This is a genomic window from Cupriavidus sp. 2TAF22 (assembly GCF_052115045.1).
Taxonomy (GTDB): domain Bacteria; phylum Pseudomonadota; class Gammaproteobacteria; order Burkholderiales; family Burkholderiaceae; genus Cupriavidus.
Genome location: NZ_JBFRFX010000013.1, coordinates 356,139 through 381,587, shown reverse-complemented (window position 1 = coordinate 381,587; position 25,449 = coordinate 356,139). Strand labels below are relative to the sequence as shown.

31 protein-coding genes and 3 tRNA genes are annotated in these 25,449 nt (G+C 64.3%); 19 read left to right on the top strand and 15 right to left on the bottom strand.

All coding sequences use genetic code 11. The annotated features are described in order from the left end of the window. Nucleotides 1-8: 8 nt before the first annotated feature. Nucleotides 9-710, top strand: a complete 702-nt coding sequence (locus AB4Z48_RS18365; RefSeq protein WP_441616437.1) for a CoA transferase subunit A — start codon at nucleotides 9-11, stop codon at nucleotides 708-710. A gap of 11 nt (nucleotides 711-721) precedes the next feature. Continuing rightward, nucleotides 722-1,360: a CoA transferase subunit B gene (locus tag AB4Z48_RS18360; RefSeq protein WP_441616435.1), complete on the top strand. Its 639-nt coding sequence runs from the start codon at nucleotides 722-724 to the stop codon at nucleotides 1,358-1,360. 135 nt (nucleotides 1,361-1,495) lie between these two features. Here AB4Z48_RS18360 and AB4Z48_RS18355 read toward each other — a convergent pair whose 3' ends face one another. Further along, nucleotides 1,496-1,963, bottom strand: a complete 468-nt coding sequence (locus AB4Z48_RS18355; RefSeq protein WP_441616433.1) for a DUF411 domain-containing protein — start codon at nucleotides 1,961-1,963, stop codon at nucleotides 1,496-1,498. Nucleotides 1,964-1,978: 15 nt separating this feature from the next. Further along, entirely contained in the window at nucleotides 1,979-2,767 is a 789-nt protein-coding gene (locus AB4Z48_RS18350; protein WP_441616431.1) for a 3-hydroxybutyrate dehydrogenase, read from the bottom strand. A gap of 201 nt (nucleotides 2,768-2,968) precedes the next feature. On the opposite strand from AB4Z48_RS18350, the gene AB4Z48_RS18345 reads away from it, so the two are divergent. From AB4Z48_RS18345 to AB4Z48_RS18275, 15 genes are all read left to right on the top strand, one after another. Beyond that, nucleotides 2,969-3,853, top strand: coding sequence for an alpha/beta fold hydrolase (locus AB4Z48_RS18345; RefSeq protein WP_441616429.1), 885 nt, complete (start codon nucleotides 2,969-2,971; stop codon nucleotides 3,851-3,853). A 63-nt stretch (nucleotides 3,854-3,916) separates the two neighbouring features. Then, nucleotides 3,917-4,279: a RidA family protein gene (locus AB4Z48_RS18340; protein ID WP_441616427.1), complete on the top strand. Its 363-nt coding sequence runs from the start codon at nucleotides 3,917-3,919 to the stop codon at nucleotides 4,277-4,279. A 16-nt stretch (nucleotides 4,280-4,295) separates the two neighbouring features. Beyond that, nucleotides 4,296-6,518 carry a RelA/SpoT family protein gene (locus AB4Z48_RS18335; protein WP_441616425.1) on the top strand — a complete coding sequence of 741 codons (2,223 nt, stop codon included), beginning with the start codon at nucleotides 4,296-4,298 and terminating at the stop codon, nucleotides 6,516-6,518. 21 nt (nucleotides 6,519-6,539) lie between these two features. Next, nucleotides 6,540-6,616, top strand: a tRNA-Val gene (locus tag AB4Z48_RS18330). 97 nt (nucleotides 6,617-6,713) lie between these two features. After that, a tRNA-Val gene (locus AB4Z48_RS18325) sits at nucleotides 6,714-6,790 on the top strand. A 385-nt stretch (nucleotides 6,791-7,175) separates the two neighbouring features. Continuing rightward, nucleotides 7,176-9,083 carry a threonine--tRNA ligase gene (gene thrS, locus AB4Z48_RS18320; protein ID WP_441616423.1) on the top strand — a complete coding sequence of 636 codons (1,908 nt, stop codon included), beginning with the start codon at nucleotides 7,176-7,178 and terminating at the stop codon, nucleotides 9,081-9,083. 45 nt (nucleotides 9,084-9,128) lie between these two features. After that, a complete protein-coding gene (gene infC, locus AB4Z48_RS18315; protein ID WP_081651578.1) occupies nucleotides 9,129-9,650 on the top strand; it encodes a translation initiation factor IF-3 in 522 nt (173 codons plus the stop codon). Nucleotides 9,651-9,819: 169 nt separating this feature from the next. Next, complete coding sequence (rpmI, locus tag AB4Z48_RS18310; protein WP_006575466.1) at nucleotides 9,820-10,017, top strand: 50S ribosomal protein L35; 198 nt, start codon at nucleotides 9,820-9,822, stop codon at nucleotides 10,015-10,017. Nucleotides 10,018-10,045: 28 nt separating this feature from the next. Then, on the top strand, nucleotides 10,046-10,402 hold the full coding sequence (rplT, locus tag AB4Z48_RS18305; protein ID WP_092595867.1) for a 50S ribosomal protein L20: 357 nt from the start codon (nucleotides 10,046-10,048) through the stop codon (nucleotides 10,400-10,402). Nucleotides 10,403-10,722: 320 nt separating this feature from the next. Continuing rightward, the gene (pheS, locus tag AB4Z48_RS18300) at nucleotides 10,723-11,766 is read left to right on the top strand and encodes a phenylalanine--tRNA ligase subunit alpha (protein WP_441616420.1); all 1,044 of its coding nucleotides are present in this window, start codon (nucleotides 10,723-10,725) and stop codon (nucleotides 11,764-11,766) included. A 70-nt stretch (nucleotides 11,767-11,836) separates the two neighbouring features. Then, nucleotides 11,837-14,284, top strand: a complete 2,448-nt coding sequence (gene pheT / locus AB4Z48_RS18295) for a phenylalanine--tRNA ligase subunit beta (RefSeq protein WP_441616418.1) — start codon at nucleotides 11,837-11,839, stop codon at nucleotides 14,282-14,284. Between the two features lie 68 nt (nucleotides 14,285-14,352). Further along, nucleotides 14,353-14,766: an integration host factor subunit alpha gene (locus AB4Z48_RS18290; protein ID WP_441616416.1), complete on the top strand. Its 414-nt coding sequence runs from the start codon at nucleotides 14,353-14,355 to the stop codon at nucleotides 14,764-14,766. Between the two features lie 136 nt (nucleotides 14,767-14,902). Next, the gene (locus AB4Z48_RS18285; RefSeq protein ID WP_441616414.1) at nucleotides 14,903-15,337 is read left to right on the top strand and encodes a MerR family transcriptional regulator; all 435 of its coding nucleotides are present in this window, start codon (nucleotides 14,903-14,905) and stop codon (nucleotides 15,335-15,337) included. 56 nt (nucleotides 15,338-15,393) lie between these two features. Next, nucleotides 15,394-15,470: transfer RNA gene (locus tag AB4Z48_RS18280), tRNA-Pro, on the top strand. A 162-nt stretch (nucleotides 15,471-15,632) separates the two neighbouring features. Next, the gene (locus tag AB4Z48_RS18275) at nucleotides 15,633-16,571 is read left to right on the top strand and encodes a toll/interleukin-1 receptor domain-containing protein (protein WP_441616412.1); all 939 of its coding nucleotides are present in this window, start codon (nucleotides 15,633-15,635) and stop codon (nucleotides 16,569-16,571) included. A gap of 3 nt (nucleotides 16,572-16,574) precedes the next feature. On the opposite strand, the gene AB4Z48_RS18270 is transcribed toward AB4Z48_RS18275, so the two are convergent. The 3 genes from AB4Z48_RS18270 to AB4Z48_RS18260 are packed head-to-tail and all read right to left on the bottom strand — an operon-like array spanning nucleotide 16,575 to nucleotide 17,901. After that, complete coding sequence (locus AB4Z48_RS18270; RefSeq protein WP_441616410.1) at nucleotides 16,575-17,276, bottom strand: tyrosine-type recombinase/integrase; 702 nt, start codon at nucleotides 17,274-17,276, stop codon at nucleotides 16,575-16,577. Beyond that, the gene (locus AB4Z48_RS18265; protein WP_441616408.1) at nucleotides 17,273-17,677 is read right to left on the bottom strand and encodes a hypothetical protein; all 405 of its coding nucleotides are present in this window, start codon (nucleotides 17,675-17,677) and stop codon (nucleotides 17,273-17,275) included. The genes AB4Z48_RS18270 and AB4Z48_RS18265 overlap by 4 nt, the downstream gene beginning before the upstream one ends. After that, entirely contained in the window at nucleotides 17,674-17,901 is a 228-nt protein-coding gene (locus AB4Z48_RS18260; protein ID WP_441616407.1) for a DUF4224 domain-containing protein, read from the bottom strand. Before AB4Z48_RS18260 ends, AB4Z48_RS18265 begins: the two co-directional genes overlap by 4 nt. Nucleotides 17,902-18,072: 171 nt before the next feature. Here AB4Z48_RS18260 and AB4Z48_RS18255 point away from each other — a divergent pair, with 171 nt between their 5' ends. Then, nucleotides 18,073-18,294 (top strand): hypothetical protein, encoded by a 222-nt coding sequence (locus AB4Z48_RS18255; RefSeq protein ID WP_441616405.1) that lies wholly within the window; start codon nucleotides 18,073-18,075, stop codon nucleotides 18,292-18,294. Between the two features lie 14 nt (nucleotides 18,295-18,308). On the opposite strand, the gene AB4Z48_RS18250 is transcribed toward AB4Z48_RS18255, so the two are convergent. Beyond that, nucleotides 18,309-19,169: a DNA adenine methylase gene (locus AB4Z48_RS18250; protein WP_441616403.1), complete on the bottom strand. Its 861-nt coding sequence runs from the start codon at nucleotides 19,167-19,169 to the stop codon at nucleotides 18,309-18,311. 34 nt (nucleotides 19,170-19,203) lie between these two features. On the opposite strand from AB4Z48_RS18250, the gene AB4Z48_RS18245 reads away from it, so the two are divergent. Further along, nucleotides 19,204-19,884 carry a hypothetical protein gene (locus AB4Z48_RS18245; protein ID WP_441616401.1) on the top strand — a complete coding sequence of 227 codons (681 nt, stop codon included), beginning with the start codon at nucleotides 19,204-19,206 and terminating at the stop codon, nucleotides 19,882-19,884. 20 nt (nucleotides 19,885-19,904) lie between these two features. On the opposite strand, the gene AB4Z48_RS18240 is transcribed toward AB4Z48_RS18245, so the two are convergent. The 9 genes from AB4Z48_RS18240 to AB4Z48_RS18200 all read right to left on the bottom strand — a co-directional run bounded on the left by AB4Z48_RS18240 (nucleotide 19,905) and on the right by AB4Z48_RS18200 (nucleotide 25,448). Then, nucleotides 19,905-21,695, bottom strand: coding sequence for a DNA cytosine methyltransferase (locus tag AB4Z48_RS18240; protein ID WP_441616399.1), 1,791 nt, complete (start codon nucleotides 21,693-21,695; stop codon nucleotides 19,905-19,907). Continuing rightward, a complete protein-coding gene (locus tag AB4Z48_RS18235) occupies nucleotides 21,692-22,015 on the bottom strand; it encodes a hypothetical protein (protein ID WP_441616397.1) in 324 nt (107 codons plus the stop codon). Before AB4Z48_RS18235 ends, AB4Z48_RS18240 begins: the two co-directional genes overlap by 4 nt. A 2-nt stretch (nucleotides 22,016-22,017) precedes the next feature. Beyond that, nucleotides 22,018-22,521: a hypothetical protein gene (locus tag AB4Z48_RS18230; protein WP_441616395.1), complete on the bottom strand. Its 504-nt coding sequence runs from the start codon at nucleotides 22,519-22,521 to the stop codon at nucleotides 22,018-22,020. Between the two features lie 56 nt (nucleotides 22,522-22,577). Next, nucleotides 22,578-23,267, bottom strand: a complete 690-nt coding sequence (locus tag AB4Z48_RS18225; protein ID WP_441616393.1) for a hypothetical protein — start codon at nucleotides 23,265-23,267, stop codon at nucleotides 22,578-22,580. A gap of 30 nt (nucleotides 23,268-23,297) precedes the next feature. Beyond that, nucleotides 23,298-24,197 carry an ATP-binding protein gene (locus tag AB4Z48_RS18220; protein WP_441616391.1) on the bottom strand — a complete coding sequence of 300 codons (900 nt, stop codon included), beginning with the start codon at nucleotides 24,195-24,197 and terminating at the stop codon, nucleotides 23,298-23,300. Nucleotides 24,198-24,289: 92 nt separating this feature from the next. Then, nucleotides 24,290-24,430 carry a hypothetical protein gene (locus AB4Z48_RS18215; protein ID WP_441616389.1) on the bottom strand — a complete coding sequence of 47 codons (141 nt, stop codon included), beginning with the start codon at nucleotides 24,428-24,430 and terminating at the stop codon, nucleotides 24,290-24,292. Nucleotides 24,431-24,530: 100 nt separating this feature from the next. Continuing rightward, on the bottom strand, nucleotides 24,531-24,842 hold the full coding sequence (locus tag AB4Z48_RS18210) for a hypothetical protein (protein ID WP_441616387.1): 312 nt from the start codon (nucleotides 24,840-24,842) through the stop codon (nucleotides 24,531-24,533). A gap of 37 nt (nucleotides 24,843-24,879) precedes the next feature. Further along, nucleotides 24,880-25,098 carry a hypothetical protein gene (locus AB4Z48_RS18205; RefSeq protein ID WP_441616385.1) on the bottom strand — a complete coding sequence of 73 codons (219 nt, stop codon included), beginning with the start codon at nucleotides 25,096-25,098 and terminating at the stop codon, nucleotides 24,880-24,882. Next, complete coding sequence (locus AB4Z48_RS18200) at nucleotides 25,095-25,448, bottom strand: hypothetical protein (RefSeq protein ID WP_441616383.1); 354 nt, start codon at nucleotides 25,446-25,448, stop codon at nucleotides 25,095-25,097. Before AB4Z48_RS18200 ends, AB4Z48_RS18205 begins: the two co-directional genes overlap by 4 nt. Nucleotide 25,449: the final 1 nt, after the last annotated feature.

Sequence of the window (25,449 nt, the reverse complement as noted above, 5' to 3'; positions counted from 1 at the left end):
AGATAAAGATGAACAAGGTCTACGCCAGCGCCGCAGAGGCGCTCGCGGGCGTCGTCCGCGACGGCCAGACGATCGCGGTCGGCGGCTTCGGTCTGTGCGGCATCCCCGAGGCTCTGATCGAGGCGCTGCGCGACAGCGGCGCCAAGCAGCTAACCTGCATCTCGAACAACGCCGGCGTGGATGGCTTCGGCCTGGGCATGCTGCTCGCCACGCGCCAGATCAGGAAGATGATCTCGTCCTACGTGGGCGAGAACAAGGAGTTCGAGCGCCAGTACCTGGCCGGTGAACTGGAGCTGGAATTCACGCCGCAGGGCACGCTTGCCGAGAAGCTGCGCGCCGGCGGCTCGGGCATCCCGGCTTTCTTTACCAAGACCGGCGTCGGCACCATCGTCGCGGAAGGCAAGGAAATCCGCGAGTTCGACGGGCAGCAATACGTGATGGAGCGCGCCCTGACTGCCGACGTGGCGCTGGTCAAGGCCTACAAGGCGGACCGCGCAGGCAACCTGGTATTCCGCCGCACGGCGCGCAACTTCAACCCGATGTGCGCGATGGCGGGCAAGGTCACCCTGGTCGAGGTCGAGCACCTGGTCGAGACCGGCACGCTGGACCCGGACGAGGTCCATACGCCGGGCATTTTCGTGCAGCGCATCGTGGTGAACGCCACCCCCGAGAAACGCATCGAGCAGCGCACCGTGCGTGCCGCCAGCTGAGGAGAGACATCATGGCATGGACACGTGACGAAATGGCGGCGCGCGCCGCGACCGAACTGCAGGACGGCTTCTACGTCAACCTGGGTATCGGCCTGCCGACCCTGGTGGCAAACCACGTCCCGGCAGGGATGGAGGTGTGGCTGCAATCCGAGAACGGCCTGCTTGGCATCGGCCCGTTCCCGACCGAGGCGGAAGTCGACGCCGACATGATCAACGCCGGCAAGCAGACCGTGACCACGCTGCCGGGCTCGTCGATCTTCTCCTCGGCGGACTCGTTCGCGATGATCCGCGGCGGTCATATCAACCTGGCCATCCTGGGTGCGATGCAGGTCAGCGAGCGCGGCGACCTGGCCAACTGGATGATCCCGGGCAAGATGGTCAAGGGCATGGGTGGCGCGATGGACCTCGTTGCCGGCGTCGGCCGTGTGGTGGTGCTGATGGAGCACACCGCCAAGAAGAAGGACGGCAGCGAAGACATCAAGATCCTGAAGTCCTGCAACCTGCCGCTGACGGGCGTGGGCGTGATCAACCGCATCATCACCGACCTCGGCGTGATCGACATCACCGATGCAGGTCTCAAGCTGGTGGAAACGGCGCCTGGCGTAAGCCGCGAAGAGATCCAGAGCAAGACCGGCGCGACGCTGCTCTGATCTGCCGATGGCAGCAATGCCATGTGTAGTCTCCCCGTTCCCGCTTGCGGGAGCGGGGAGCATACCAGCGCGGAGATGGCGCTCGCACGGGCCTCGCCCGCACCCCGGAATGGCCGCGACGCGGCCATTCTTGCCTTATGCGCTGCGCCGGTTGTAGCTGGCGAAGACCGAGGCTGCGCCATCCCTGCGGATCAGCAGGACGTCGAACGGGTCCTTGCGCGGGCCTTGTTCCATGCCCGGCGAGCCGACCGGCATGCCCGGCACCGCGAGGCCCGCGGCATCAGGCTTGGCGGCCAGCAGCCGCTTGATGTCGGCCGCGGGCACATGCCCCTCGATGCCGTAGCCGGCGATGCGCCCGGTGTGGCAGGATCCGAAGCGCGCGGGAATGCCGGCCCGCGCGCGATGCGGTTCCGTATCGTCCACATTGCGCACCGTGACGGCGAAGCCATTCGCCCGCAAGTGCTCGACCCAGCCTTCGCAGCAGCCGCAATCCGGGTTCTTGAAGACTTCGATGGCCAGCACCGGCGCGGCCTGGGCGCCGCGCAGCGCAAGCGCGGCGGTGGCGCCCGTCGCCAGGGCCCCGATGAAGCGGCGTCTTTGCATGGCGGCTCCCTGCGCTTACTGCGCCACCCAGCCGCCGTCCATGTTCCAGGCCACGCCGCGCACCTGGCGCGCGGCATCGCTGGAGAGGAACACCGCCAGCGCGCCGAGCTCCTCCGGCGTGACGAACTGGCCGGACGGCTGCTTCTCGATGACCAGGTCCTGCTTGGCCTGTTCCACCGGGATGCCGTCCTTCTGCGCGCGCGCTTCCACCTGTTTTTGCACCAGCGGGGTCAGCACCCAGCCCGGGCAGATCGCATTGGCGGTAACGCCGGTCTGCGCGGTCTCCAGCGCGGTCACCTTGGTGAAGCCGACGATGCCGTGCTTGGCGGCCACGTAGGCCGACTTCTGCGCCGACGCCACCAGGCCGTGGACGGAGGCGATATTGATGATGCGGCCCCAGTCCTTGCGCTTCATGCCGGGCAGCGCCAGGCGCGTGGTGTGGAAGGCGGAGGTCAGGTTGATGGCGATGATGGCATCCCAGCGCTCGGGCGGGAAATCCTCGATATTGGCGACGTGCTGGATGCCGGCGTTGTTGACGAGGATGTCGGCACCGCCGAATTCCGCCTCGGCGTAGCGCATCATGTCCTCGATCTCGGCGGACTTGCTCATGTCGGCGCCGTGGTAGCCCACGCGGATGCCCGCGCCGGCTTGCGCGCCGGCTTGCGCGATTTCGCGCTTGGCGGCCTCGGCGTCGCCGAAGCCGTTGACGATGATATTGGCGCCTTGGGCGGCGAGCGCCTGCGCGATGCCCAGACCGATACCGCTGGTCGAGCCAGTGACCAGTGCCGTCTTGCCTTCAAGCATGGATGTCTCCGTCGGAAAATGTAATGGACGCGGGAGTGTGGTTGTCCGAAGATCGCGGCTGCGCGCGCTGGCAGCGCATGCGTGGCGGCGCCAGCCCGATGCTGTGGCATTGTAACTGCTGCAGCGTACAATCCAGCTTTGCCCAATCGCGCGCCGCCTGCCGGCGGCGCTGCTTCGATAACGTCTTGCCAGGGAGTTCAGATGTCAGCCAGTCCGCGCCTCGGCTTCGTCCAGTGCATCAGCCCGGCGGGGCTCCACCGCATGGCGTATCACGAGTGGGGCGACCCCGCCAATCCCCGTGTCCTGATGTGCGTGCATGGCCTGACGCGCACCGGCCGCGATTTCGATACCGTGGCGGCCGCGCTGTGCGGTGAGTACCGCGTGGTCTGCCCCGACGTGGTCGGGCGCGGCCGCTCGGACTGGCTGGCCGATCCGCGCCGCTATGTCGTGCCGCAGTACGCGTCGGACATGATCACGCTGATCGCGCGGCTCAACGTCGAGCAGGTCGACTGGTTCGGCACCTCGATGGGCGGGCTGATCGGCATGGGCCTGGCCGGCCTGCCCAAGTCGCCGGTGCGCAAGCTGCTGCTCAACGACGTGGGCCCGCGCCTGGCGGCCTCGGCGGTGGAGCGGATCGGCGCCTACCTGGGCCTGCCGGTGCGCTTCAAGACCTTCGAGGAAGGCCTGGCCTACCTGCAGACCATCAGCGCCTCGTTCGGCCGGCATACGCCCGAGCAGTGGCGCGAGCTCAACGGCGCCATCCTCAAGCCGGTGCAGGGCGCCGAAGGCCTGGAATGGGGCTTGCATTACGATCCGGCGATGGCGCTGCCGTTCCGCGAGACCACGCCCGAGCAGGTGGCGGCGGGCGAGGCGGCGCTGTGGCATATGTTCGAGGCCATCCAGGCGCCGACGCTGGTGGTGCGCGGCGCCCAGTCCGACCTGCTCACGCGCGAGACCGTGGCCGAGATGGTGGCGCGCGGGCGCAATGTCAGTGCCGTGGAGGTGCAGGATGTGGGCCATGCGCCGACCTTCATCGATCCGGCGCAGGTGGCCATCGCCAAGCAGTTTTTCCTGGGCGCGGCCTGAGGCCGGCCGGGGCCGGCCGCCTTTCAAGCGAATGAACCAAGCATCAGAGACCAGAGTATTGCCATGAGTACCGATGAACTGAAGCGCGCCCACGTGGGCAAGCGCCTGTCCGAATACGCGATCTACAACGGCGTGGTCTACCTTGCCGGCCAGGTGCCGGAAGTCGATCCCGCCGCCGACCTGCGTGGCCAGACCCGCGAGGTGCTGGGCCATATCGAGCGGCTGCTCAACGAAGCCGGCAGCGACAAGAGCCGGATCCTCTCATGCCAGATCTTCCTTACCAATGTGGACAACATCGGCGAGATGAACGAGGTGTGGGACGAGTGGGTGGTGCAGGGCCACACGCCGCCGCGCGCTACGGTGGAAGCGCGCCTGGCCAATCCGCAGTACCTGATCGAAGTGGTCGTGACCGCCGCGCTCAAGTGAGGGCTGGTGCTGCAAGATGGTGACGTCGACTGACCTGACCGGGCAGGTTGCCGGTACGCCCGATGCCGGACTGGTGGAGCGGGCGCTGGCCTATGTGCGCGAGCGCGGCAGCGCCGCGCTGCTGCCGACCGGGGAGCCCGTGCTGACGCATGCCGAGGGCATGCTGAAGGTGCTCGACGGCCTGCGCGTCGACGATGCCGCGCGCGCCGCCGCGTGCCTGTTTGCGGTGGCGGCCTTCGTGCCTGGCTGCGAGGCGGAAATCGAGCCACGCTTCGGCGAGGAAGTCGCGCGGCTGGTCAAGGGCGTGCGCCAGCTGCTGCGCATCGGCGCCATCGCGGTGGGCCACAGCGGGGCGCCGGAAACGACCAAGGACGAGATCGCCGCGCGCCAGGAACAGGTGGAAGCGCTGCGCAAGATGCTGCTTGCCTTCGCGCAGGATATCCGCGTGGTGCTGGTGCGGCTGGCCTCGCGCCTGCAGACGCTGCGCTGGCTGGCGCAGGTCAAGGCGCAGCCGCTGCCCGGGGTGGCGCGCGAAACGCTGGACATCTACGCGCCGCTGGCCAACCGGCTCGGTATCTGGCAGATGAAGTGGGAGCTGGAGGACCTGGCATTCCGCTTCGAGCAGCCCGATACCTACAAGCGCATCGCCAGGCTGCTCGACGAGAAGCGCATCGAGCGCGAGGGCTATATCGCCAGCGCCATCGCGCGGCTGCAATCCGAGCTCGAGACGGCCGGCATCCGCGCCGAGGTGACGGGCCGGCCTAAGCATATCTACAGCATCTGGAAGAAGATGCGCGGCAAGGAACTCGACTTTGCCGACCTCTACGACGTGCGCGCCTTCCGCGTGATCGTGGACGACATCAAGGATTGCTACACCGTGCTGGGCATCGTGCACCATATCTGGCAGCCGATCCCGCGCGAGTTCGATGACTATATCTCCCGGCCCAAGTCCAACGGCTACAAGTCGCTGCACACGGTGGTGATCGGCGACGACGGGCGCGCCTTCGAGGTGCAGATCCGCACCCAGGAGATGCATCATTTCGCCGAGTACGGCGTGGCGGCGCACTGGCGCTACAAGGAGGCCGGTTCCAAGGGCTATAGCGGCCAGTTCTCGGCCAGCGAGCGCTACGACGAGAAGATCGCCTGGCTGCGCCAGCTGCTGGCCTGGAAAGACGACGCCGACCACTCGGTGGCGCACGATGAATCGTGGGAGCAGCTCAAGCACGCCGCCATCGACGACCACATCTACGTGCTGACGCCGCAGGCGCGCGTGGTCGCGCTGCCGCAGGGCGCCACGCCGGTGGACTTTGCCTACTACCTGCATACCGACCTGGGCCACCGCTGCCGCGGCGCGCGCGCGGACGGCACCATGGTGCCGCTCAATACGCCGCTCAAGAACGGGCAGACGGTGGAGATCATCGCCGTCAAGCAGGGCGGGCCGTCGCGCGACTGGCTCAACGCCGAGCTCGGCTATCTTGCCGCGCCGCGCGCGCGGGCCAAGGTGCGGGCCTGGTTCAACGCGCTCGACTCGCAGGAGACCATTTCGCAGGGGCGGGCGCTGATCGACAAGTCGCTGCAGCGCGAAGGCAAGACCGCGGTCAACCTCGACGACCTGGCCACGCGGCTTGGCTTCAAGACGCCGGACGACCTGTTCGCTGCCGTCGCCAAGGAAGAATTCAGCCTGCGCCATGTGGAGCAGGCCCTGCGCCATCCGGAAGGCGCGGGGCCCGTCACCGCGCTGAGCGAGGAAGAGGCCGTCACCAAGAAGAGCCGCGCCACCAGCGTGGCGCGTGGCGCCAAGAGCGGCGTGCTGGTGGTGGGCGTGGACTCGCTGATGACGCAGATGTCCAGGTGCTGCAAGCCGGCGCCGCCGGACGATATCGTCGGCTTCGTCACGCGCGGGCGCGGCGTCTCCATTCACCGCCGCAACTGCCACACGTTCTGCCAGCTTTCGGCGCGCGCGCCGGAGCGCGTGATCCAGACCGAGTGGGGCAAGAAGAGCGATGCGGTGTATCCGGTGGACATCCACGTGGAGGCAGTCGACCGGCAAGGCCTGCTGCGCGATATCTCCGAAGTGCTGTCGCGCGAGAAGATCAATGTTACCGGCGTGAAGACGCTGTCGAGCAAGGGCGTGGCGCGCATGCAGTTCACGGCCGAGGTGTCGGAGGCGACGCAGTTGCAGCGCGCACTCGGATTGATAGAAGACGTGGCAGGGGTCTTGCAGGCGAAAAGAAAGTGATGCTATACTCGCGCTTTCGCTAGGCTCGTAGCTCAGCTGGTTAGAGCACCACCTTGACATGGTGGGGGTCGTTGGTTCGAGTCCAATCGAGCCTACCAATGAATTCGCAGTGGTAAGCAATTCTGGTAGTGCACTAGCGTGCAGCAGAAAAAGAAGTAATGAAGTAATGAAGTAAGGCGGCAGTAGTGTGGCAGTAGGCTCGTAGCTCAGCTGGTTAGAGCACCACCTTGACATGGTGGGGGTCGTTGGTTCGAGTCCAATCGAGCCTACCAAAAGCATTGCAGCAAGAAGTAGCTTGGCAGTAAGCAGCAGCAAACGCAGTATCGCAGTACCCGGTTCAACCCGTTCACAGGAATGGAAGGCGCCATGATGAAGACATCGCGAACTACTACCGCTAATTAGCGACAGTAGTCGAGGTGCGCCTTGATCCCGGATCGTCCGGGGTTGAATTGAGAATAACGCAGCCTTGGCTGCGTTTTTTTTCGTCTGTCGCTCGTTAGCTGCCTGATATGCTGCCCGGTCCCCGGTGGATCCGACCGGGTGAAAGTCCCCGCTGCCTGGCCCGTGCCGATGCATGGTCGCCCGGTGCTACAAGATGCTTTTCATCCGCTTGCCGAGACAACGAGACCGGCGGGCGGATTCCTGATGAGGTGCAAGATGATCGCAATCACGCTGCCGGATGGTTCCCGCCGCGAGTTTCCCGGCCCGGTGACGGTCGCAGAAGTGGCGCAGAGCATTGGCGCCGGCCTGGCCAAGGCGGCCCTGGCCGGCAAGGTGGACGGCCGCATGGTCGACACGAGCTACCTGATCGAGCAGGACGCCGGCCTGGCCATCGTGACTGACAAGGACGCCGACGGCGTCGACGTGATCCGCCATTCGACGGCGCACTTGCTGGCCTACGCCGTCAAGGAGTTGTATCCGGAAGCGCAGGTGACGATCGGTCCGGTGATCGAGAACGGCTTCTACTACGACTTCGCCTACAAGCGCCCCTTCACGCCCGAGGACCTCGTTGCCATCGAGAAGAAGATGGCCGAGCTCGCCAAGAAGGACGAGAAGGTGACGCGCGAGGTCTGGAGTCGCGACGAGGCGGTGAAGCTGTTCGAGTCGATGGGCGAGAAGTACAAGGCCGAGATCATTGCCTCGATTCCGCAGGACCAGGAAATCGGCCTGTACCGCGAAGGCGAGTTCGTCGACCTGTGCCGCGGCCCGCACGTGCCTTCCACGGGCAAGCTCAAGGTCTTCAAGCTGATGAAGGTGGCCGGCGCCTACTGGCGCGGCGACGCCAAGAACGAGATGCTGCAGCGTATCTACGGCACGGCCTGGGCCAAGAAGGAAGACCAGGAAGCCTACCTGCACATGCTGGAGGAAGCCGAGAAGCGCGACCACCGCAAGCTGGGCAAGCTGCTCGACCTATTCCACCTGCAGGAAGAGGCGCCTGGCATGGTGTTCTGGCACCCGAAGGGCTGGCAGGTGTGGCAGGCGGTGGAGCAATACATGCGCGGCCGCCTGACGCAGGCCGGTTATGAGGAAGTGCGCACGCCGCAGGTGATGGACCGTTCGCTGTGGGAGAAGTCGGGCCACTGGCAGAACTACAAGGAGAACATGTTCGTCACGGAGTCGGAGAAGCGCGACTACGCGATCAAGCCGATGAACTGTCCCGGCCACGTGCAGATCTTCAACCACGGCCTGCGCTCCTACCGCGACCTGCCGCTGCGCCTGGCCGAGTTCGGCGCCTGCCACCGCAACGAGCCCTCGGGCGCGCTGCACGGCCTGATGCGCGTGCGCGGTTTCGTGCAGGATGATGCGCATATCTTCTGCACCGAAGAGCAGATCGTCGCCGAGGCCAAGGCTTTCAACGAGCTGGCCTTCTCCGTCTACGACGACTTCGGCTTCAAGGACGTGGCGGTCAAGTTGTCGCTGCGCCCCGAGCAGCGCGCCGGTTCGGACGAGGTGTGGGATCACGCCGAGGAAGGCCTGCGGCTGGCGTTGCGCGCCTGTGGCGTGGAGTGGGAAGAACTGCCGGGCGAGGGTGCCTTCTACGGCCCGAAGGTCGAATACCACATCAAGGATGCCATCGGCCGCTCGTGGCAGTGCGGTACGCTGCAGCTCGACCTGGTGCTGCCGGAGCGCCTGGGTGCGGAATACGTCTCCGAGGACAATTCGCGCAAGCGTCCCGTGATGCTGCACCGGGCCATCCTGGGCTCCTTCGAGCGCTTCCTGGGCATCCTGCTGGAAAACCATGCGGGCGCGCTGCCAGCCTGGCTGGCGCCGGATCAGGTCGTAGTGCTGAATATTGCCGACTCACAGGCAGAATATGCCGAAAACGTCGTGCAACTTCTGCAAAAACAAGGATTTAGGGCTAAGGCGGATTTGCGTAACGAGAAAATTACGTATAAAATCCGCGAGCATTCCCTTCAGAAGATTCCCTACCTGCTAGTGGTGGGCGACAAGGAGCGGGATGCCAATCAAGTGGCCGTGCGTGCCCGTGGCAATGCGGATCTGGGTGTGATGCCTGTTTCCGCGTTTGTGGAGCGTCTGCAACAGGACGTTGCCAGCAAAGCCTGATGGGATGAGCACGGCTTGTTTTTTGTCTTCTTGAGGTAACGCAACATCGCTACAGACAAAGGTCATCGCATCAATCGCGAAATCAGCGCACCCGAATTGCGCCTGGTCGGGGTTGATAATGAGCAACTCGGCATCGTCAAGTTCATGGACGCGCTTCGCCTGGCTGAGGATAAGGACTTGGACTTGGTGGAGATCGCGCCGACCGCGGTGCCTCCGGTTGCCCGTATCATGGACTACGGCAAGTTCAAGTACGAGGAAGCCAAGCGCGCGCACGACGCCAAGTTGAAGCAGAAGATCATCCAGGTCAAGGAAGTCAAGTTCCGGCCGGGTACGGATGATGGCGACTACAACGTCAAGCTGCGCAACCTTAAGCGCTTCCTTGAAGACGGCGACAAGACCAAGATCACGCTGCGTTTCCGCGGCCGTGAGATGGCGCACCAGGAAATCGGCGCGCGTGTGCTCGAACGCCTGAAGGCGGATCTGGAAGAAGTCGGCCAGGTCGAGCAGATGCCGAAGATGGAAGGGCGCCAGATGGTGATGGTGCTGGCTCCCAAGAAGAAGAAGTAAGATTCTGCGCGTTGCCGCGGCCCGGTGGAGAATTCCGCCGGGCGTGGCGGCGTGCGAATGCAGCGCAGATGGCCGCTCGCGGCCTCGCGCAACAATAAGTGGATGCGGGTTATGCAAGCGTCGGCGCTAGCCGGCCACCTGCATGCATGTCAAAGAGCTGGAGTTTTTCATGCCGAAGATGAAGACCAAGAAAAGCGCTTCCAAGCGCTTTACTGCGCGTCCGAATGGTTCGTTCAAGCGTGGCCAGGCCTTCAAGCGTCACATTCTGACCAAGAAGACCACCAAGAATAAGCGTCAACTGCGCGGCACCCAGGACGTCCATGAGACGAACCTGAAGTCCGTTCGCGCAATGATGCCTTACGCATAACCCCTAACGAAAACGAAAGGAGCATTTCATGCCTCGAGTAAAGCGTGGGGTCACTGCACGGGCCCGCCACAAGAAAGTCATTGACGCTGCCAAGGGTTACCGCGGCCGTCGCAATAACGTCTACCGTATCGCCAAGCAGGCGGTCATGCGTGCTGGCCAGTACGCGTACCGCGATCGCCGCAACAAGAAGCGCGTGTTCCGCGCTCTGTGGATTGCGCGTATCAATGCTGCTACGCGCGAGCATGGCATGACCTACAGCGTGTTCATGAACGGTCTGAAGAAGGCCTCGATTGAACTGGACCGCAAGGTGCTGTCGGACATGGCTATCCATGACAAGCCTGCCTTTGCCGCCATCGTCAACCAGGTGAAAGCCTCCGTTGCCTGATGCCGGCTCCGGCCTGCCGCGCTAACCGCGTGGCAGGCCGGGGGCAAGCACCGACCGCAAGGTCGACAGCATCTCCACCGGACTCGACTTCCGGCGGACCTGCAAGAAACGGGGCTCCTCACCGAGCCCCGTTTTTATTTCGAATGCCGTTTTTGCGTGTGCTACGCCGGGCTGCGAAGCGCGGTGGGCAAGACGGCATCCGAAACGAGCTCCGCGCCGCCCGGTGCCGCGCGGGGCCCGGCATCTACATCGCACTTAGTGCCAACCCCACGCCCGGGCCCCGCGTGACCCGGACGCCAAATCTATCGCCGACCGCCGCCATGTCTCTGGATCCGGATCAAATCGTCGCCGACGCCCAGGCCGCCTTCGCCGCCGCCAACGACAACGCCACGCTGGAAAACGAGAAAGCCCGCTTTCTCGGCAAGACCGGCGCGCTTACCGAGTTGCTCAAGAGCCTCGGCAAGCTCGACCCGGAAACGCGCAAGAGCGAAGGCGCGCGCATCAACCAGGCCAAGCAGCGGGTCGAAGCCGCGCTGAACGCGCGCCGCCAGGCGCTGGCCGATGCACTGATGAACGCGCGGCTGGCCGCCGAGGCCATCGACGTGACGCTGCCCGGCCGCGCGGTGGCGCGCGGCAGCCTGCACCCGGTGATGCGTACCTGGGAACGCGTCGAGCAGATCTTCGGCTCGGTCGGCTTTGACGTGGCCGACGGCCCCGAGATCGAGACCGACTGGATGAACTTCACCGCGTTGAACAATCCGGACAACCATCCGGCCCGTTCGATGCAGGACACCTTCTACGTGGACGGCCGCGACAGCGAGGACAAGCTCCTGCTGTTGCGCACCCACACCAGCCCGATGCAGGTCCGCTATGCGCGCATGCACGTGGAGAAGTACAAGGGCCGCGACATGCCGCCGATCAAGGTGATCTGCCCGGGGCGCACCTACCGCGTCGACAGCGACGCCACGCACTCGCCCATGTTCAACCAGGTCGAAGGCCTGTGGATCGGCGAGGACGTGAGCTTTGCCGACCTCAAGGGCGTCTACGCAGATTTCCTGCGCAAGTTCTTCGAGCGCGATGACATCCAGGTGCGCTTCCGCCCGTCGTATTTCCCGTTCACGGAGCCGTCGGCGGAAATCGACATGGCCTTCGAGGAGGGGAAAAATGCGGGCAAGTGGCTGGAGATCTCCGGCTCGGGCCAGGTGCACCCGAACGTGCTGCGCAACATGGGGCTGGACCCCGAGCGCTACATCGGCTTCGCCTTCGGCTCCGGCCTCGAACGCCTGACCATGCTCCGCTACGGCATCAACGACCTGCGCCTGTTCTTCGAAGGCGACGCGCGTTTCCTGCGCCAGTTCGCCTGAGGCCGCGCACGCGTCCGAGCATTACGTCACCGACTCAACAGAACAGAATACTTACCGGATCAGAAGCGCCATGCAATTCTCGGAATCCTGGCTTCGCAGTTTCGTCAATCCCGACAAGATCTCCACCGATGCGCTCTCGCACAGCCTGACCATGGCCGGGCTCGAAGTGGAAGAGGTCGGTCCGGTCGCGCCGCCGTTCGACAAGGTGGTGGTGGCCCGCGTGCTCTCCACCGAACGCCATCCCAACGCCGACCGCCTCAATGTCTGCCAGGTCGATGCCGGCACCGGCGAGACGCTGCAGATCGTGTGCGGCGCGCCCAACGTGGCGCCCGGCATCCTGGTGCCGTGCGCGCTGGTCGGCGCGGTGCTGCCGCCGTCCGAGGCGGGCGGCAAGCCGTTCGAGATCAAGGTGGGCAAGCTGCGCGGCGTAGACAGCTTCGGCATGCTGTGCTCCGCGCGCGAGCTCAAGCTGTCGGAAGACCACGGCGGCCTGATGATCCTGCCCGAGGATGCAAAGATCGGCCAGGACATCCGCCAGTACCTGGACCTGGATGACCAGGTCTTCGTCATCAAGCTCACGCCCAACAAGGCGGACTGCCTGTCGATCCACGGCGTGGCGCGCGAAGTCGCCGCGCTCACCGGCGCGGCGCTGACGCTGCCGGAGATGAAGCCGGTCGCAGTGACGCTGGCCGACAAGCTGCCGGTCAAGGTGTCGGCGCCCGACCTGTGCGGCCGTTTCTCCGGCCGCGTGATCCGCGGCGTGAACGCACGCGCGGCCACGCCGGCATGGATGGTCCAGCGCCTCGAGCGCGCCGGCCAGCGCAGCATCTCGGCGCTGGTGGACATCTCCAACTACGTGATGCTCGAACTGGGCCGCCCGTCGCACGTGTTCGACCTGGACAAGATCCACGGCGGGCTGGACGTGCGCTGGGCCCGCAAGGGTGAACAGCTCAAGCTGCTCAACGGCAATACCGTGGAACTCGACGAGCAGGTCGGCGTGATCGCCGACGACAAGGAAATCGAGAGCCTGGCCGGCATCATGGGCGGCGACAGCACCGCGGTCACGCTCGACACCACCAACATCTACCTCGAAGCCGCCTTCTGGTGGCCGGAAGCGATCCAGGGCCGCTCGCGCCGCTTCAATTTCGCGACCGATGCCGGACACCGCTTCGAGCGCGGCGTGGACTACGCCACCACGGTCGAGCACATCGAGCGCATCAGCGCGCTCATCCTCGACATCTGCGGCGGCCAGGCCGGCCCGGTCGACGACCAGGTCGTCAACCTGCCGCAGCGCAAGCCGGTGCATCTGCGCGTGGCGCGCGCCGAGCGCGTGCTCGGCATCGAACTGTCGCCGGCGGAAATCGCCGACGTGTTCCAGCGCCTGCAGCTCTCCTTCACGCGCGAGCAGGGCGCGGATGGCGAGGTGTTCGTGGTGACGCCGCCGAGCTACCGCTTCGACATCGAGATCGAGGAAGACCTGATCGAGGAAGTGGCCCGCATCTACGGCTTCGAGCGCATCCCGGCACGTCCTCCGGTGGCCGAGAGCGAGATGCGCCCGACCGACGAGGCGCGCCGCTCCACCCACGTGGTGCGCCACGCGATCGCCGCGCGCGACTACCAGGAAGTGATCAACTTCGCCTTCGTCGAAGAGAAGTGGGAACGCGACTTCGCCAGCAACGACAATCCGATCCGCCTGCTCAACCCGATCGCCAGCCAGCTTGCGGTGATGCGCTCGACGCTGATCGGCGGCCTGCTCGACAAGGTGCGCTACAACCTCAACCGCAAGGCCGCGCGCGTGCGCATGTTCGAGGTGGGCCGCGTGTTCCATCGCGATGCATCGGTGGCGGACGGCGGACTGACCGTGGCCGGCTATCGTCAGCCGATGGTGGCAGGTGGCATCGCCTATGGCCCGGCCTCTGAAGAGCAATGGGGCGTGGCAACGCGCCCGGTGGACTTCTTCGACGTCAAGGGCGATGTCGAGGCGCTGCTGCATCCGCGCGTGGCGCGCTTCGAGCCGGTCTCGCATCCCGCGCTGCATCCGGGCCGGGCCGCGCAAGTGGTGATCGACGGCAAGGTGGCCGGCGTGATCGGCGAACTGCATCCGCGCTGGCTGCAGGAGTATGAGCTCAGCCAGGCGCCGGTGGTGTTCGAGCTGGACCTGCAGGCGCTGCGCGAAGCAGGGCTGCCGGGCTACACCGAAATCTCCAAGTTCCCGGCCGCCGTGCGCGACCTGGCGCTGGTGGTGAAGCAGCCCGTGCGCGTGCAGGACCTGCTCGACGCCATGCGCGATGCCCTGGAAAAACAAGGCTACGGCCGCTACTGCCAGAGCCTCGTGCTGTTCGACGAATTCCGCCCGAAGGCGGCTTCGGCGGCCATCGGCGCGGACGAGAAAAGCCTTGCGTTCCGCCTGACCTTGCAAGATACTGGGGCGACCCTCCAGGACGAAACCGTCGACAGCGCGGTGCGTTGCATGGTCGAAGCCGCAGGCGCCGCATTCCAGGCGCGGCTGCGCGGCTGATCCACCAGCTGACATGACAATGGAGCGCCCGGACCTCCGCATCCGGGCGGATCGCACACTGAATGACAATGAACGATCGACACGCGCATCTCATGGCCGCAGCAATGGGTGAGGCAGGCGACCGGCAGGCAGCATCTCTCGATGACGAGGCCTCCGACGCCCGCGCAGCCGAGGTACCCACGCTCACCAAGGCCGAACTCGCCGAAATGCTGTTCGACCAGGTCGGTCTCAACAAGCGCGAATCCAAGGACATGGTCGAGGCCTTCTTCGACGTGATTCGCGAAGCGCTGGAACATGGCGACAGCGTCAAGCTGTCCGGCTTCGGCAACTTCCAGTTGCGAGACAAGCCGCAACGCCCCGGGCGCAATCCCAAGACCGGCGAGATCATTCCCATCACCGCACGGCGCGTGGTGACCTTCCACGCCAGCCAGAAGCTCAAGGGCCTGGTGGAAGAGCGCGCCGGCCTGGCGGTGCCGGGCTGATCGTTTGCCAGCAGCACGGCCAGTCGCTATCCTGTCCAGCTATCTGCCGATCCGCATCGGCTCGCACGTCCGCGTGCCTGCCTGCGCGGACACCACAACCACTGCCGGCACGGCCTGAAGCCCGCCCATTCACCGTATGTCGGAAAGACCCAGCGAACGCATTTCGTTGCCGCCGATTCCCGCCAAGCGCTACTTCACCATCGGCGAAGTCAGCGAGCTTTGCGCTGTCAAGCCGCATGTGCTGCGCTATTGGGAGCAGGAGTTCACGCAGCTCAAGCCCGTCAAGCGGCGCGGCAACCGGCGCTACTACCAGCATCACGAAGTCCTGCTGATCCGTCGCATCCGCGATCTGCTGTACGAGCAGGGCTTCACCATCAACGGCGCGCGCAATCGCCTCGACGAAGGCCGCCAGCAAAGCCATGCGCCCGCCGAAGACGAGCAGGAAGTGGTCGCAGCGGTGCCGGCCGACGAGGCACCGGTCTTCTCGCTCGACATCAACAACCTGCGCAATGAGCTGGTGGAAGTCCAGCACCTGCTCGCGCAACTCAGGCAGATCGCGCGGCACGAATAAAAAGTGCATTAAGGTCTAGCCAGCTGAGAATTGCTTCTGCTATAATCTTTTTCTTTCGGGGCGTAGCGCAGCCTGGTAGCGTACCTGCATGGGGTGCAGGTGGTCGGAGGTTCAAATCCTCTCGCCCCGACCAGTATTAAGAAGGCCTAGCGGGTTTTACTCGCTAGGCCTTTTGTCTAACTTGAGCAGCGTTGTCTAACTTGGCTGCCAACGAGCCATCCCGGCCGTCCGGTTGGCTGACGTATGGGTTGGTTTGCGGCGATCTGTTATGTACTGCATATAGCAGGGGTACTCGATGTCTTGGACCGACTACACGCACGCGAAAGTCTTTGGTACCGTTGTCTTTCGTCCCTACTCGGACACCCTCGCCGAAATCGAACGCCATCTGGATCAAATGCTGGGTGGTCACCCGGATATAGCGCGAGGCTACATTCCCCTCCATAAACGGGATCTGATCTTTTGTTTTGGTGATCAAGGTTCTCTCCTCGTCGTTTCGGGCGGTTCATCACGTCATATTCCGACGCATATTGCCGGTCCGCTGGCAGAGATCGGCCTAGCCGATGCGTGTCTGGGTGTGGTAGATGACGCTGCTACGCTGCTCGGAGTAGGGGAACTGCCCGAGGATTTCCTGCGGGTCATGCAGCAAATCTCATTCATCGTACCTAAGGTCATCGCTTTGCCGGGCATCGAGTTTTCAGTGCAAGGCGATGGACGGGCGGTCCGTGTGGTTCAAGAGGCTGCTGCAATCTTGTTCGAAGCAGAAAAGGAGAGATACGTGGCAGAAGTTGAGCAGGATCGTCCGAAGCGGATCTTTCTTAGCCATAAGTCTATCGACAAGGGGATCGTCCGGGACGTAGCGAAGACGCTTAGGGAGATTGGACTAGACCCCTGGCTTGATGAGGACATGATGCCCGCCGGAGCGAATCTCGAGCGCGCAATCAAAGAGGGTATGGTGTCTTCATGTGCTGCAGTGTTTTTCGTGACTCCGCATTTCCAAGATAAAGATTGGTTGGCGACGGAGGTTGACCATGCAATGGCCGAGAAGCGAAAAAAGGGTGATCGCTTCGCCATAGTTCCATTGTTGATGCAAACTGAAGACGGGAAGAAGGGGGCAGTGATCGAAATGATGGAGCAGTACCTCCATAAAGATGTTCAGTACCACCAGATCATCAACGAGATCCTGCGAGCCATTCCTATAAAGATGGAACGTGTAGCCTGGAAGGCAGGTCGTTGAGCCCTAGTTCATTCGAGTTCTCGATACCGGCGTGACTCGCTCTAGTGTCCGAGCCTTCGTGTAGTGCGCCGTCATCTCAGCCGTAGTGTGCCCACCGAGTGCTTGGGCCGCTGCGGCACCCTCCGTTCTTCCCTTGTCAGTTAGTGCCTTGGCCCGCAGGTCATGGAAATGCATACCCGTCAGGTGTAATGCATCAGGCTCTTTCCCCACATTCTTGCAGCTAGCCTCATAGCTCTCCAGCGCCCGCTGGCATGCTCGCTTCCAGGCCGTCTGGGCGCCGCTATAGGTGAATTTGCCGCCCGTCTGGGTGCTGATCACGGGGCCGATCGCCTTCACCTTGCCGCCCTTGGCCATGTTCAGCGTGGCTTGTAACTCGGGAGTCATCTCTACGAGCATCCGCACGCCGCTGCTATTCACCGTCTTGGCCGGGTGGAATAGGATGCCTTCGTCGCTCACGTCTGACCACTTCAGCTCGAGCAAATCCCCGATGCGCTGGGCCGTTTGATATGCCAGGTCGATCAGCGCCATGATGGCCAGGCCGGATGGCGTCGACTTCCCGTCCTTGCCAATCTGCGCCGCGGCCCGGACAGCGTCCAGCTCGGCGTCCGTGATATAGCGATCCCGCTTGCCTTCGCTGGCTCCGGCCACCTCCCGAACCGGGTTTCGATCGCACAGCCCCTTGCGCACGGCATAGGTGAAGATCACCGAGAGCAGGGCGCGGTACTGTTGCTGGCGTTCGGCTTGGTGGAAAAGTGCTTATCGAGGAATCGCGCCACATGCCGCGGCTTCACGTCCTCAGGCATCCACTCTCGGTCGAATTCGGCCTTGAGGAAGGTGGCCATGCGCCGATATTCCTCGCGCGTGCCCAGAGCATATTTCGGCAGTTTCTGCACCAGCCATTCATCGATGAGCGCCGGCATGTTGTTCGTCGGCTTGGCATCGGCCTCCCGGCTGAACCGCGCCAGCTCCGTGTAGAGCTTGGTTAGCCCCTCCTCGACACGGCACAGTTTGTGCCACTTCCGCTTGATGTCCACGAACCACCAAGATCCGTGCTTCTCATAGACGCGCGAGGGAAGCGGCGAGGCCTTTTTCCGGCGACCGATCATGCTGCCTTCCTATCCGACGCGAGTTCGGGGCCGCGGCGGCGTTGTTGCTTCTGCGCCGGCTGGCTGCCGACACCCATGATGTGGTGGCGCCAGACGCGCACGCTGCCATCGGGACGGCGGTCCGCCGGGATACCGGCCTTGTTGAGCGCCTCCAGCTGCTCGGCGGCGCGCCGGTAGCCGGTGGCCTCGATGATCTCTTCTTTGCTTAGGGTCAGTGATTCCATCCGCTTCTCCCAGTCCTGCCGGGTTGTTTCGATAATAGAGCGCGCTGCTGCTTCCATACTCACTTCATTGGCAGATACGCATGTGGTTGCTAATTATCGATTTTGAATAATTCGGGATAAATGGCGCTTACTACATCTCAAGTATTCGGGAATGCGGCCGTCAACGGATGCATGACTTCCAAGCCGCTCCATGAACTCCCCTACGACCATCCCCTTCGGGAAGAGGCCCGCAACTTCGAAGACTCCGTTCGCGCGATCCGCAAGGCGAAGGGGTTGAAGAACCCAGAGGACTGCGTGCGTGGCACGCCTGAGTACGATGATGTCGAGGAAGCGTTCCTGACGGAGATGCTCTCGTACCTTCCGCCCGCACCTGGTGAAGACAAGCGGCCTTGAATGAGTAGCGCGCGTCATGCGATCAATTCCATCTGCGCACGCTGCCGCTCGATCGCGGACGAGCATGCCGGGTTGAGCCAGACCACTTCGGTGCGCGCGCGGCCGCCGTCGGCCATATGCCGGCGCTCGTGGCGCTCCCAGTCGGGAAACAACTCGTCGTCGTAGAGGCTGCTGGGGTAGCCGGACAGCACTACCATCGCGCTCGAGCGGCGGAGTACTGCGGCCAGTCGGCGATGGTCGTCGTCGGTCATTTCGTGCCGGTACCCGTGCGTCTTCGCCGATCTGCCCTGGATTGCCGACCTGGTGGTGTGCGCATAGGGCGGGTCCGCGTAGATCAGCGTGCCAGGGTTGTCCATGCGGGCGACCACCTCGATCGCGTCTCGGTTCTCCAGCAGTACTCCCTGCAGGCGCCGCGTGAAGGTCGGGATGGCATCGGGCCAGCGCATCCACTCTGCCGACGGCAGGCCGCGGCCGTCGGTTAGTTTCGACCGAAAACCGGTGCGGCACCCGCGCGTGGCGCTGTCGGAGCCGTGGCCGAAGAACGAGCGGACGATCAACTTGTGCGCGCTGTCGATGTCGTCGACGGCCGGCTCATAGGACCAGTCGAATTCCTCGCGCGAGAAAGGTGTAAGCGACACCCGTCGCTGCAGCTCGAGCGCCTTGTCCTGGTCGCGTAGCACGCGGAACACATTCACCACTAAGCCGTCGAGATCGTTGTAGCACTCGGCCGGCACGCGCTCTTTCTGCAGCAGGATGCCGGCGCCACCACCGTACGGCTCAACATAGCAACTGTGCGCCGGGAAGAAGCTCATCACCCACGGCGCCAGGCGGAACTTGCTGCCGTGATACCGGAGGACGGGGCGGGTTACCGTCATGCTACGATGCCCTCCAAAAAATGGAGGGGTGATCGTGAACCTGCGTGACGATAGCCGTGTGATCATCGGCTGCCTTCTGGGTGGCCTCTTTGGCGGCATCGCTATTGCCACCGCATGGAAGTTCACTTTCAAGCCGGAGAAGGATGCTTGGGACATCCTCACGGCATTGGGCACTATTGGCGCTGTGTTCACAGCCCTCGCTATATCCCTTCTTGATGGGAAGCGGAGGCGCCGAGCAGCGGCCGATCAGGCCAATCTGGTTGCTGCGCGTGCCAGTGTGAGCATCTCGGTTGCTATTCGAGAGATTTCCTTCGCGACTGCACTTCTGGACTTCTATGACGATCCCAAGGACAAGTACAGCAATACCTACGACGTCATCAAAGAACACATCCAGTTGGCCCATATTGATCTCACCCACAGCGATCTCGCAGCCCTGGTTGCGCTTCCAAATCGCTGCGCTCACAGGATTGCACGGGCGGGGGCTCTGTTGCGATATGTCGAGCGAGACATGGGGCGAAACGCGTGGCTCTTCGACCGTTCCGCGCACGCGCTTGCGCAGAGTCCGAGCGGCCGGGTTGACCGCATTGAGCATTGGGCAAATGCGGCACATGATGCTGGGAATTTGCTGGCGGTGGCAAACCGAGAATGTGAGGCGGCTTCGGAACTGAGTGCCCCTATGCCGGATGGTCAGGAGGTCTGGGGAGATCTTGATTGAACCGAATGCGGCATGCATCTTCATACAACCTCCGATTGCTGCGACACCGACAGCGCCACAGCCACCGAGCGCACCCACACCGGCGTGGCCGACAGCATGAACGTCTCGCCCGTCTCTGCCAGCAGCAGAGTGGTGCCCATCACCTCGGCGATCGCCTGCGCGGCGTCCGGCGGCACGGCGTTGCCGATGCGCTCGCGCCAGGCCTGATCGCTCAGACCATCCAACTCGAGATATTCCTCGGGCTCGATCAGCGACTGCAGCGCAGCGAGCTCCAGCGTGGTGAACGGGCGGTGCCACGTGCCATCCAGCGCGCGGATGATCGCCACCAGCTTGTCGTTCACCGCGGGGATGCGCGGATCCGCCACCGACCAGCGGCCGTTGTCGTGGCCGGCAGCTGCTGACACTGCACCGCTCGGCTGTTCCCACGCCACAACGCCGTAGTGCCCGCCGGTCAGGTAGTGGTCGCCCGACTCGCGGCGCATGCCTGGGCGCGGGTCGGCCACGGCATATGCGCCCTGGCCGGTGTCGCTGCGCGCGATGACCGTGCCGGCCGGCTCGTCGAAGCCTGTGATCCGGTACTTGCCCTTGCCTTCGAAGCCCGTCGACGCGCGCGGATCCTGCACGCACTGGCCGGTGCCGTGCGCGCTGGTGACCGCGCCGGCAGCGTCAGCCCACGGCACGATGCGGAACTCGTTGTTGTGCTTGGCCGGGCCTGCGTGGCGAGGATCGGCGACGCTGAACGTGCCCTGGCCAGGGTTCGTGCCGGCAGTGATGGCGCCGGATGCTTCTGCCCAGCGCAGCACGCCGTACTGCTGGTATTGCGCAGCGTTCGCCGGGCCGCGCGGATCCGCGATCGAGAACGTCCCATTGCTGGGCAGCGATTCGCCCGCCACCGCGCCGGCGTGCTCTTGCCAGCCAAGCACACCCAGCGCGCCGTTGCGGCGCTCCGGCATGATCAGGTAGTCGCGCAGGTGGCCGTCTTGCACCTCCAGCTTGTTCAGACTGCGCCAGTCGCTACCGGCCTCCACGAATGCCAATCGCACCCAGGTCTTCCACTGCAGCGACGGAACGCGATGCATCGGGCCACCAGGCTGCGCGCCAGGCATCGGCATGCGGCCGAGCACCGTACCGACACCCTGCAGGCGCTTCAGCGGGGGCTCGTACAGGAATGCCGGGACCTTCTCCATGTGCCGCGCGACCAGCAAGAACCGCTTGCGGCTCTGCGCCAGACCGGCCAACTGGCCACAGTCGTGCGTGGTCTCGTTCACGGCATAGCCGTAGTGGCGCAGGATCTGGTTGATCTGGTCGAGCAGATGCCGGCCACGCGTCGCCAGCCGCGGCACGTTCTCGAACACGATCAGCTCGACCGGATCATCCTTCCATGCCTCGCACATCAGCCAGACGCAGCGCAGCGTCAGCTCGTTGAGCGCCTGGTACTTCGGCGTGCGGCTCAGCGCTTCCGACAGCAGGCCGGACGCGCCTTTGCACGGCGACGAGATGAACACGCAGTTCGGGCGCTCGTGTCCCGCTGCGCGCTTGATGTCATTCGGCGTCGCCTCACGCCAGCCCGCCGGCGGCTCTTTGCCGTGGAAGGCGGTGAACATCTCGCGCGTGAAAAGGTCCATCACCGTGCACGGCACGCCCACTAGCTTCTCGAAGTCGCGGGCAGCTGCCGGGTCGACATCGATGCCGCCGATGCACTTCCAGGTGGCGACCATGTTGCCGACCTGCGAAGCGGCCTTCTTGAAACCCTTGGCGCCGCCGCCGAGGCCGCAGCAGAAACCGAATGTCTTGTACTCGCGGCGGATCATGCCTTGTCCTTGTTGTTCGTTGTGAGCGTTGCCAGCAGCTCCGACTCCGGGCCGTGCTTCACCCAGCGCGAGAGCGCCTGCATCGGGTTCTTGGCCGCGCCGGCCTTCAGCGAGTGCGCCAGGCGCTCGATCTGCTGCATGCGAGTGCTCAGCACCAGGTTGCGTTCGCGCGCCACGTCGAGCAGCGATCGCGTCTCGGCCAGCTGCTGACGCAGCTCGGCGTTCTGGCGCTTCAGGTCGGACGAGTCGCGCGCGAGATCGACGACGTCGCCGTTCAGTCGGTCGGCCGCGCGGACCGGGGTGCGTAGGGGCCAGTTCATGGTTACGCCGCTTCCTTCAGCTCTTCGGGCTCGTCGTAGGAGAGGCTCATGTGCACCTCTTGGCCGAGCAGCTGGAGAATGCGCGCGGTGGTCGTCTCGTCGGGGTGTGCCTGCACGCGGAAGTTGATGAAGACGGTGCCGCCCTCTTGGAAGTCGAACGACAGCTTGTTGACCTTGGCGTCGTCGAGTTCGATGTCATCCTCAGCGCGCACGCCGCTCAGGATGGTCAGCTTCTGGTGCTCCCAGTTGCCGTCCCACTTCACCGTGCCCAGCGCCGGATTCTTCAGGTTCGGCAGGTAGCCGGCATCGGTCACCAGGCTGCCCTGCACCGACTCTTCCTTGTGATAGAACGAGGCCTTCAGCGTGGGCGAGAACTGCGCGAGCAGGTCGTTCGATACGCGCGCCTGGAGCTTCAGGTCCACGCCCAGCACGTTGTCGTCGCCGTGCTTCTCGTTGCGCGTGTTGATGTGCAGGATCTTGGTGAGTTGGTTTTCGAGTTCGAGCATGCTGGGCTCCGGTGGTGGGAGGGAAGGGCCGGGAACGCGCCGGCCAAAGGGGGCGTTTAGGCTGCTTGGAACGTGAGCCGCTTGTAGACGGAGCGAGCGCGCGCGACGTCGTCGGCGCAGTACTCAACCACCTCGGGCAGACGGCCGGCCTTGACGTAGTCCCAGACCTTGGAGCCGTCGATGTCGCCCTTGCCTGAGAAGCCGAAGACCTGGCACAGCTTGTCCAGCTTCACCGTGCCGCGCGCGCCGGCCCAGCGCGTCATCGTGTCGAACACGGTCTCATCCCACGGCTTCGCGTGGAAGGGAATGAACGCTGGCGGGCGCTCGCCGAAGACCACCGCGCGCTGGAAGATGAAGCGCAGATCGAACTCAGTCACGTAGTGCCCGACGAAGCACGGCGGACGATTGCGGCTCGGATCGTAGTTCTCGTTCAGGTACTTGAAGAACGCCTGCAGCACGGTCCTCTCTTGCGCCACCACGGCGTCGACGGTCGGCTCCGACGCATGGAACGTGGCGGGCGGGTAATCGTCGAACGCGACGCTGATCACAGCCAGGTGGCCGAGGGCGCCATCGAACGACGTCTTGCGCCAGGCTTCTTCGACGGCAGCCGGCTTGCTTTCGGCTTCCCACTTGGCGATGGTCTCCGCGCTCTTATAGTTGCCGGGCGGCGTGATGTCCTTGGCAATGGCTGCGCGCACGGCGGGGTGCTGCGCGGGGATGGTCTCGATGTCGATGGTGATGATCATGGTTCTAATCCGCTGACTTGAGGGGAAGGGTTACGCCGCTTCGGCGTGGGGTTCGAGTTCGGCCTTGCGCTTGTCGTAGGACGCTTTGATGTCGTTGCGCTGGACTGCAGTAGCCTTGGGCCAGAGCGTGCCGAAGACGGTCTTCAATTCGTCCAGGTTGGCGCACTCACGCAACGTCAGGAGTGCGTCATCGAGGTCGACGGTGTCCTGGGGCAGCGCGGCATCTGCGGACGGCTCCGGCAGCTCGACACCGCTTTCCAGCCACTCAACGAGCACCTTCCCTGTTTCCTCGCTGATAGGCTTGGCGTCGCCGCGGAACAGGCCCGTTCGGTCCTTGGATGCATTGGCGTAGTGACCGTCGTGCACGATGTCGAGGACCACGGTGAACTCGTATTCGAAGCCGTCGCGCTGCTCGGTCTTCATCCCGAGCTTCGCCACCTTCTTGCGGCCGTTCTCTTCCACCTGCGCGGTCTCGGTCTTGCTGCGGCCTGTCGCGATGATGTGCATGCGGGACTGCAGCATGGCGTCGATGAAAGCGCGGTGGCGGGGCGTCAGCTCGTTCCAGGCGCTCCACGAGTTGCCGCGGAACTTTGCCGATGCGACCTGATCGACCAGCTCCAAGATGCCGCCGGAACCGCTCCACTCGTGTGTGGTGGAGTCGACGATCAGCACGTCATATCCTGCTTTCTCGGCTTCGCGGATGGCGGCGATGTAGCGCTCCGGGGTGAACGGCGGTGCGAGTTCCATCACATCGAAGTCGGCGACGTGGCTGTAGAGCGACGCGCTACCGTTCTCGGTGTCGATGCATGCGACGCGTCCGCCCAGGCCACGCGCGATCATCAGCGCGCCGAGCGTCTTACCCGAGCCCGAGGGGCCGGTCAGTGCCAGGCGAAGCTTCGCCTTCTTCCGCACTGCTTTCGTGAATGCCATGATTGGTCTCCTGGTTGGATTGGGTGGGAGCTGCCTCTGCCTCTTCTTGCTGGCCGAGGGACTGCCAGTACTGGATGCCGCCGTCGTCCATGTCAGCCTCCTGCAGCGAGCGCGACGGTGAGCCACCACACGATGCCGGCGGCCAGGCCGAAGCCGATGGCACCGGCCCATTGCTTGCCGCTCGAGCACTTCGCGACCGCCAGCAGTGCGTTTGAGCGAGGGTCGTAGATCACGCCAGCAGCTCCTTCGCGGCCATCACCGTGGCGTAACCGACGGCAAGCCAGAAGGCCACGGCCAGCGCGCGGTTGTTGCGGTCGATGCGGGCGCGATCCATCAGAGCGGGCTCGCGACGGACTCGGCCGGCGTGTACTCGATGGCCTGCAGCGACTGGATCTGCTCGTTGATTTCCTTGATGCGCTTCGCCAGTTGCGCGCGGATCTTGTCGCGCTGGCGCTCGAGCATCCGGATCTGCTCGGTGATGACGTCAAAGCCGTCCGGCAGATCGAACGTCAGCGTGTGGCGACCGATCGTCATGTAGCCGTGTTCGATCATTTCGACGGTCGACCACGTGTAGTCGATCTTGTCGCTCCACGAGTTCTTTTGTCCGAGGATGAAGCCCTGCACTTCGATGGTCTGGGTGGTCATGGAGGTCTCCTGGCCCGCGTCGCGCGGGCGGGTAGGGTTACGCGGCGAGGCGGTCTCGGCCTTCGATGGCGCTCAGCAGCTGGTACGCGTGGCCAAGAACTTCGGCCTTGTCGATCGAGTTCCAGACGACACGCTTGGCCGATGCGGCGATGTAGTTGCGCAGCAGGCGAGCGGCTTCCGGCTTCTTCGCCAGCCCATCGAGATATGCGCGCTCGGCCTGTGTGCCGTAGGCGATGTTGTCGGTGTCGGTGCTCATGCGACGCTCCGGGCGGCATCGATCCGGTCGCACAGGTCCTGCTCGGCGTGCGACTGGCGGATAAAGGCGCGGGCTTCTGCGCGCTCTTCGGCCAGCGACTCGGCGGCCTGCAGTTCGAGGTGCTGAACGAAGTTCGAATCGAGGTAGTCCAGCAGCTCACCGTTCTCGCTGCCGTCGTCGTTGACCGCGCGGATGCTCGCGGCTGCGAAACGAGGGGTCTGGCCGAAGCCGGGCGTGGTGAGCTCGCCGGACACGGACCATGCGTAGCCGGCGGCCGTCACGATCACACGTGCTTCATCGGTACGCTGCGTGCCTGGAAAGATCCGGGCGAAGGATTTGAGGGTCGGCATG

Excerpts from the sequence above, each read along its gene's own strand:
- AB4Z48_RS18210 (WP_441616387.1), bottom strand. The coding sequence starts at position 24,842 with ATGACCACCCAGACCATCGAAGTGCAGGGCTTCATCCTCGGACAAAAG.
- AB4Z48_RS18365 (WP_441616437.1), top strand. The coding sequence starts at position 9 with ATGAACAAGGTCTACGCCAGCGCCGCAGAGGCGCTCGCGGGCGTCGTC.
- rplT (WP_092595867.1), top strand. The coding sequence starts at position 10,046 with ATGCCTCGAGTAAAGCGTGGGGTCACTGCACGGGCCCGCCACAAGAAA.
- AB4Z48_RS18200 (WP_441616383.1), bottom strand. The coding sequence starts at position 25,448 with ATGCCGACCCTCAAATCCTTCGCCCGGATCTTTCCAGGCACGCAGCGT.
- AB4Z48_RS18360 (WP_441616435.1), top strand. The coding sequence starts at position 722 with ATGGCATGGACACGTGACGAAATGGCGGCGCGCGCCGCGACCGAACTG.
- AB4Z48_RS18235 (WP_441616397.1), bottom strand. The coding sequence starts at position 22,015 with ATGAACTGGCCCCTACGCACCCCGGTCCGCGCGGCCGACCGACTGAAC.
- AB4Z48_RS18335 (WP_441616425.1), top strand. The coding sequence starts at position 4,296 with ATGGTGACGTCGACTGACCTGACCGGGCAGGTTGCCGGTACGCCCGAT.
- AB4Z48_RS18275 (WP_441616412.1), top strand. The coding sequence starts at position 15,633 with ATGTCTTGGACCGACTACACGCACGCGAAAGTCTTTGGTACCGTTGTC.
- AB4Z48_RS18340 (WP_441616427.1), top strand. The coding sequence starts at position 3,917 with ATGAGTACCGATGAACTGAAGCGCGCCCACGTGGGCAAGCGCCTGTCC.
- pheS (WP_441616420.1), top strand. The coding sequence starts at position 10,723 with ATGTCTCTGGATCCGGATCAAATCGTCGCCGACGCCCAGGCCGCCTTC.
- AB4Z48_RS18345 (WP_441616429.1), top strand. The coding sequence starts at position 2,969 with ATGTCAGCCAGTCCGCGCCTCGGCTTCGTCCAGTGCATCAGCCCGGCG.
- AB4Z48_RS18230 (WP_441616395.1), bottom strand. The coding sequence starts at position 22,521 with ATGCTCGAACTCGAAAACCAACTCACCAAGATCCTGCACATCAACACG.
- AB4Z48_RS18265 (WP_441616408.1), bottom strand. The coding sequence starts at position 17,677 with ATGATCGGTCGCCGGAAAAAGGCCTCGCCGCTTCCCTCGCGCGTCTAT.
- AB4Z48_RS18240 (WP_441616399.1), bottom strand. The coding sequence starts at position 21,695 with ATGATCCGCCGCGAGTACAAGACATTCGGTTTCTGCTGCGGCCTCGGC.
- AB4Z48_RS18220 (WP_441616391.1), bottom strand. The coding sequence starts at position 24,197 with ATGGCATTCACGAAAGCAGTGCGGAAGAAGGCGAAGCTTCGCCTGGCA.
- rpmI (WP_006575466.1), top strand. The coding sequence starts at position 9,820 with ATGCCGAAGATGAAGACCAAGAAAAGCGCTTCCAAGCGCTTTACTGCG.
- AB4Z48_RS18205 (WP_441616385.1), bottom strand. The coding sequence starts at position 25,098 with ATGAGCACCGACACCGACAACATCGCCTACGGCACACAGGCCGAGCGC.
- pheT (WP_441616418.1), top strand. The coding sequence starts at position 11,837 with ATGCAATTCTCGGAATCCTGGCTTCGCAGTTTCGTCAATCCCGACAAG.
- thrS (WP_441616423.1), top strand. The coding sequence starts at position 7,176 with ATGATCGCAATCACGCTGCCGGATGGTTCCCGCCGCGAGTTTCCCGGC.
- AB4Z48_RS18260 (WP_441616407.1), bottom strand. The coding sequence starts at position 17,901 with ATGGAATCACTGACCCTAAGCAAAGAAGAGATCATCGAGGCCACCGGC.
- AB4Z48_RS18225 (WP_441616393.1), bottom strand. The coding sequence starts at position 23,267 with ATGATCATCACCATCGACATCGAGACCATCCCCGCGCAGCACCCCGCC.
- AB4Z48_RS18355 (WP_441616433.1), bottom strand. The coding sequence starts at position 1,963 with ATGCAAAGACGCCGCTTCATCGGGGCCCTGGCGACGGGCGCCACCGCC.
- AB4Z48_RS18350 (WP_441616431.1), bottom strand. The coding sequence starts at position 2,767 with ATGCTTGAAGGCAAGACGGCACTGGTCACTGGCTCGACCAGCGGTATC.
- AB4Z48_RS18285 (WP_441616414.1), top strand. The coding sequence starts at position 14,903 with ATGTCGGAAAGACCCAGCGAACGCATTTCGTTGCCGCCGATTCCCGCC.
- AB4Z48_RS18290 (WP_441616416.1), top strand. The coding sequence starts at position 14,353 with ATGAACGATCGACACGCGCATCTCATGGCCGCAGCAATGGGTGAGGCA.
- AB4Z48_RS18255 (WP_441616405.1), top strand. The coding sequence starts at position 18,073 with ATGACTTCCAAGCCGCTCCATGAACTCCCCTACGACCATCCCCTTCGG.
- AB4Z48_RS18250 (WP_441616403.1), bottom strand. The coding sequence starts at position 19,169 with ATGACGGTAACCCGCCCCGTCCTCCGGTATCACGGCAGCAAGTTCCGC.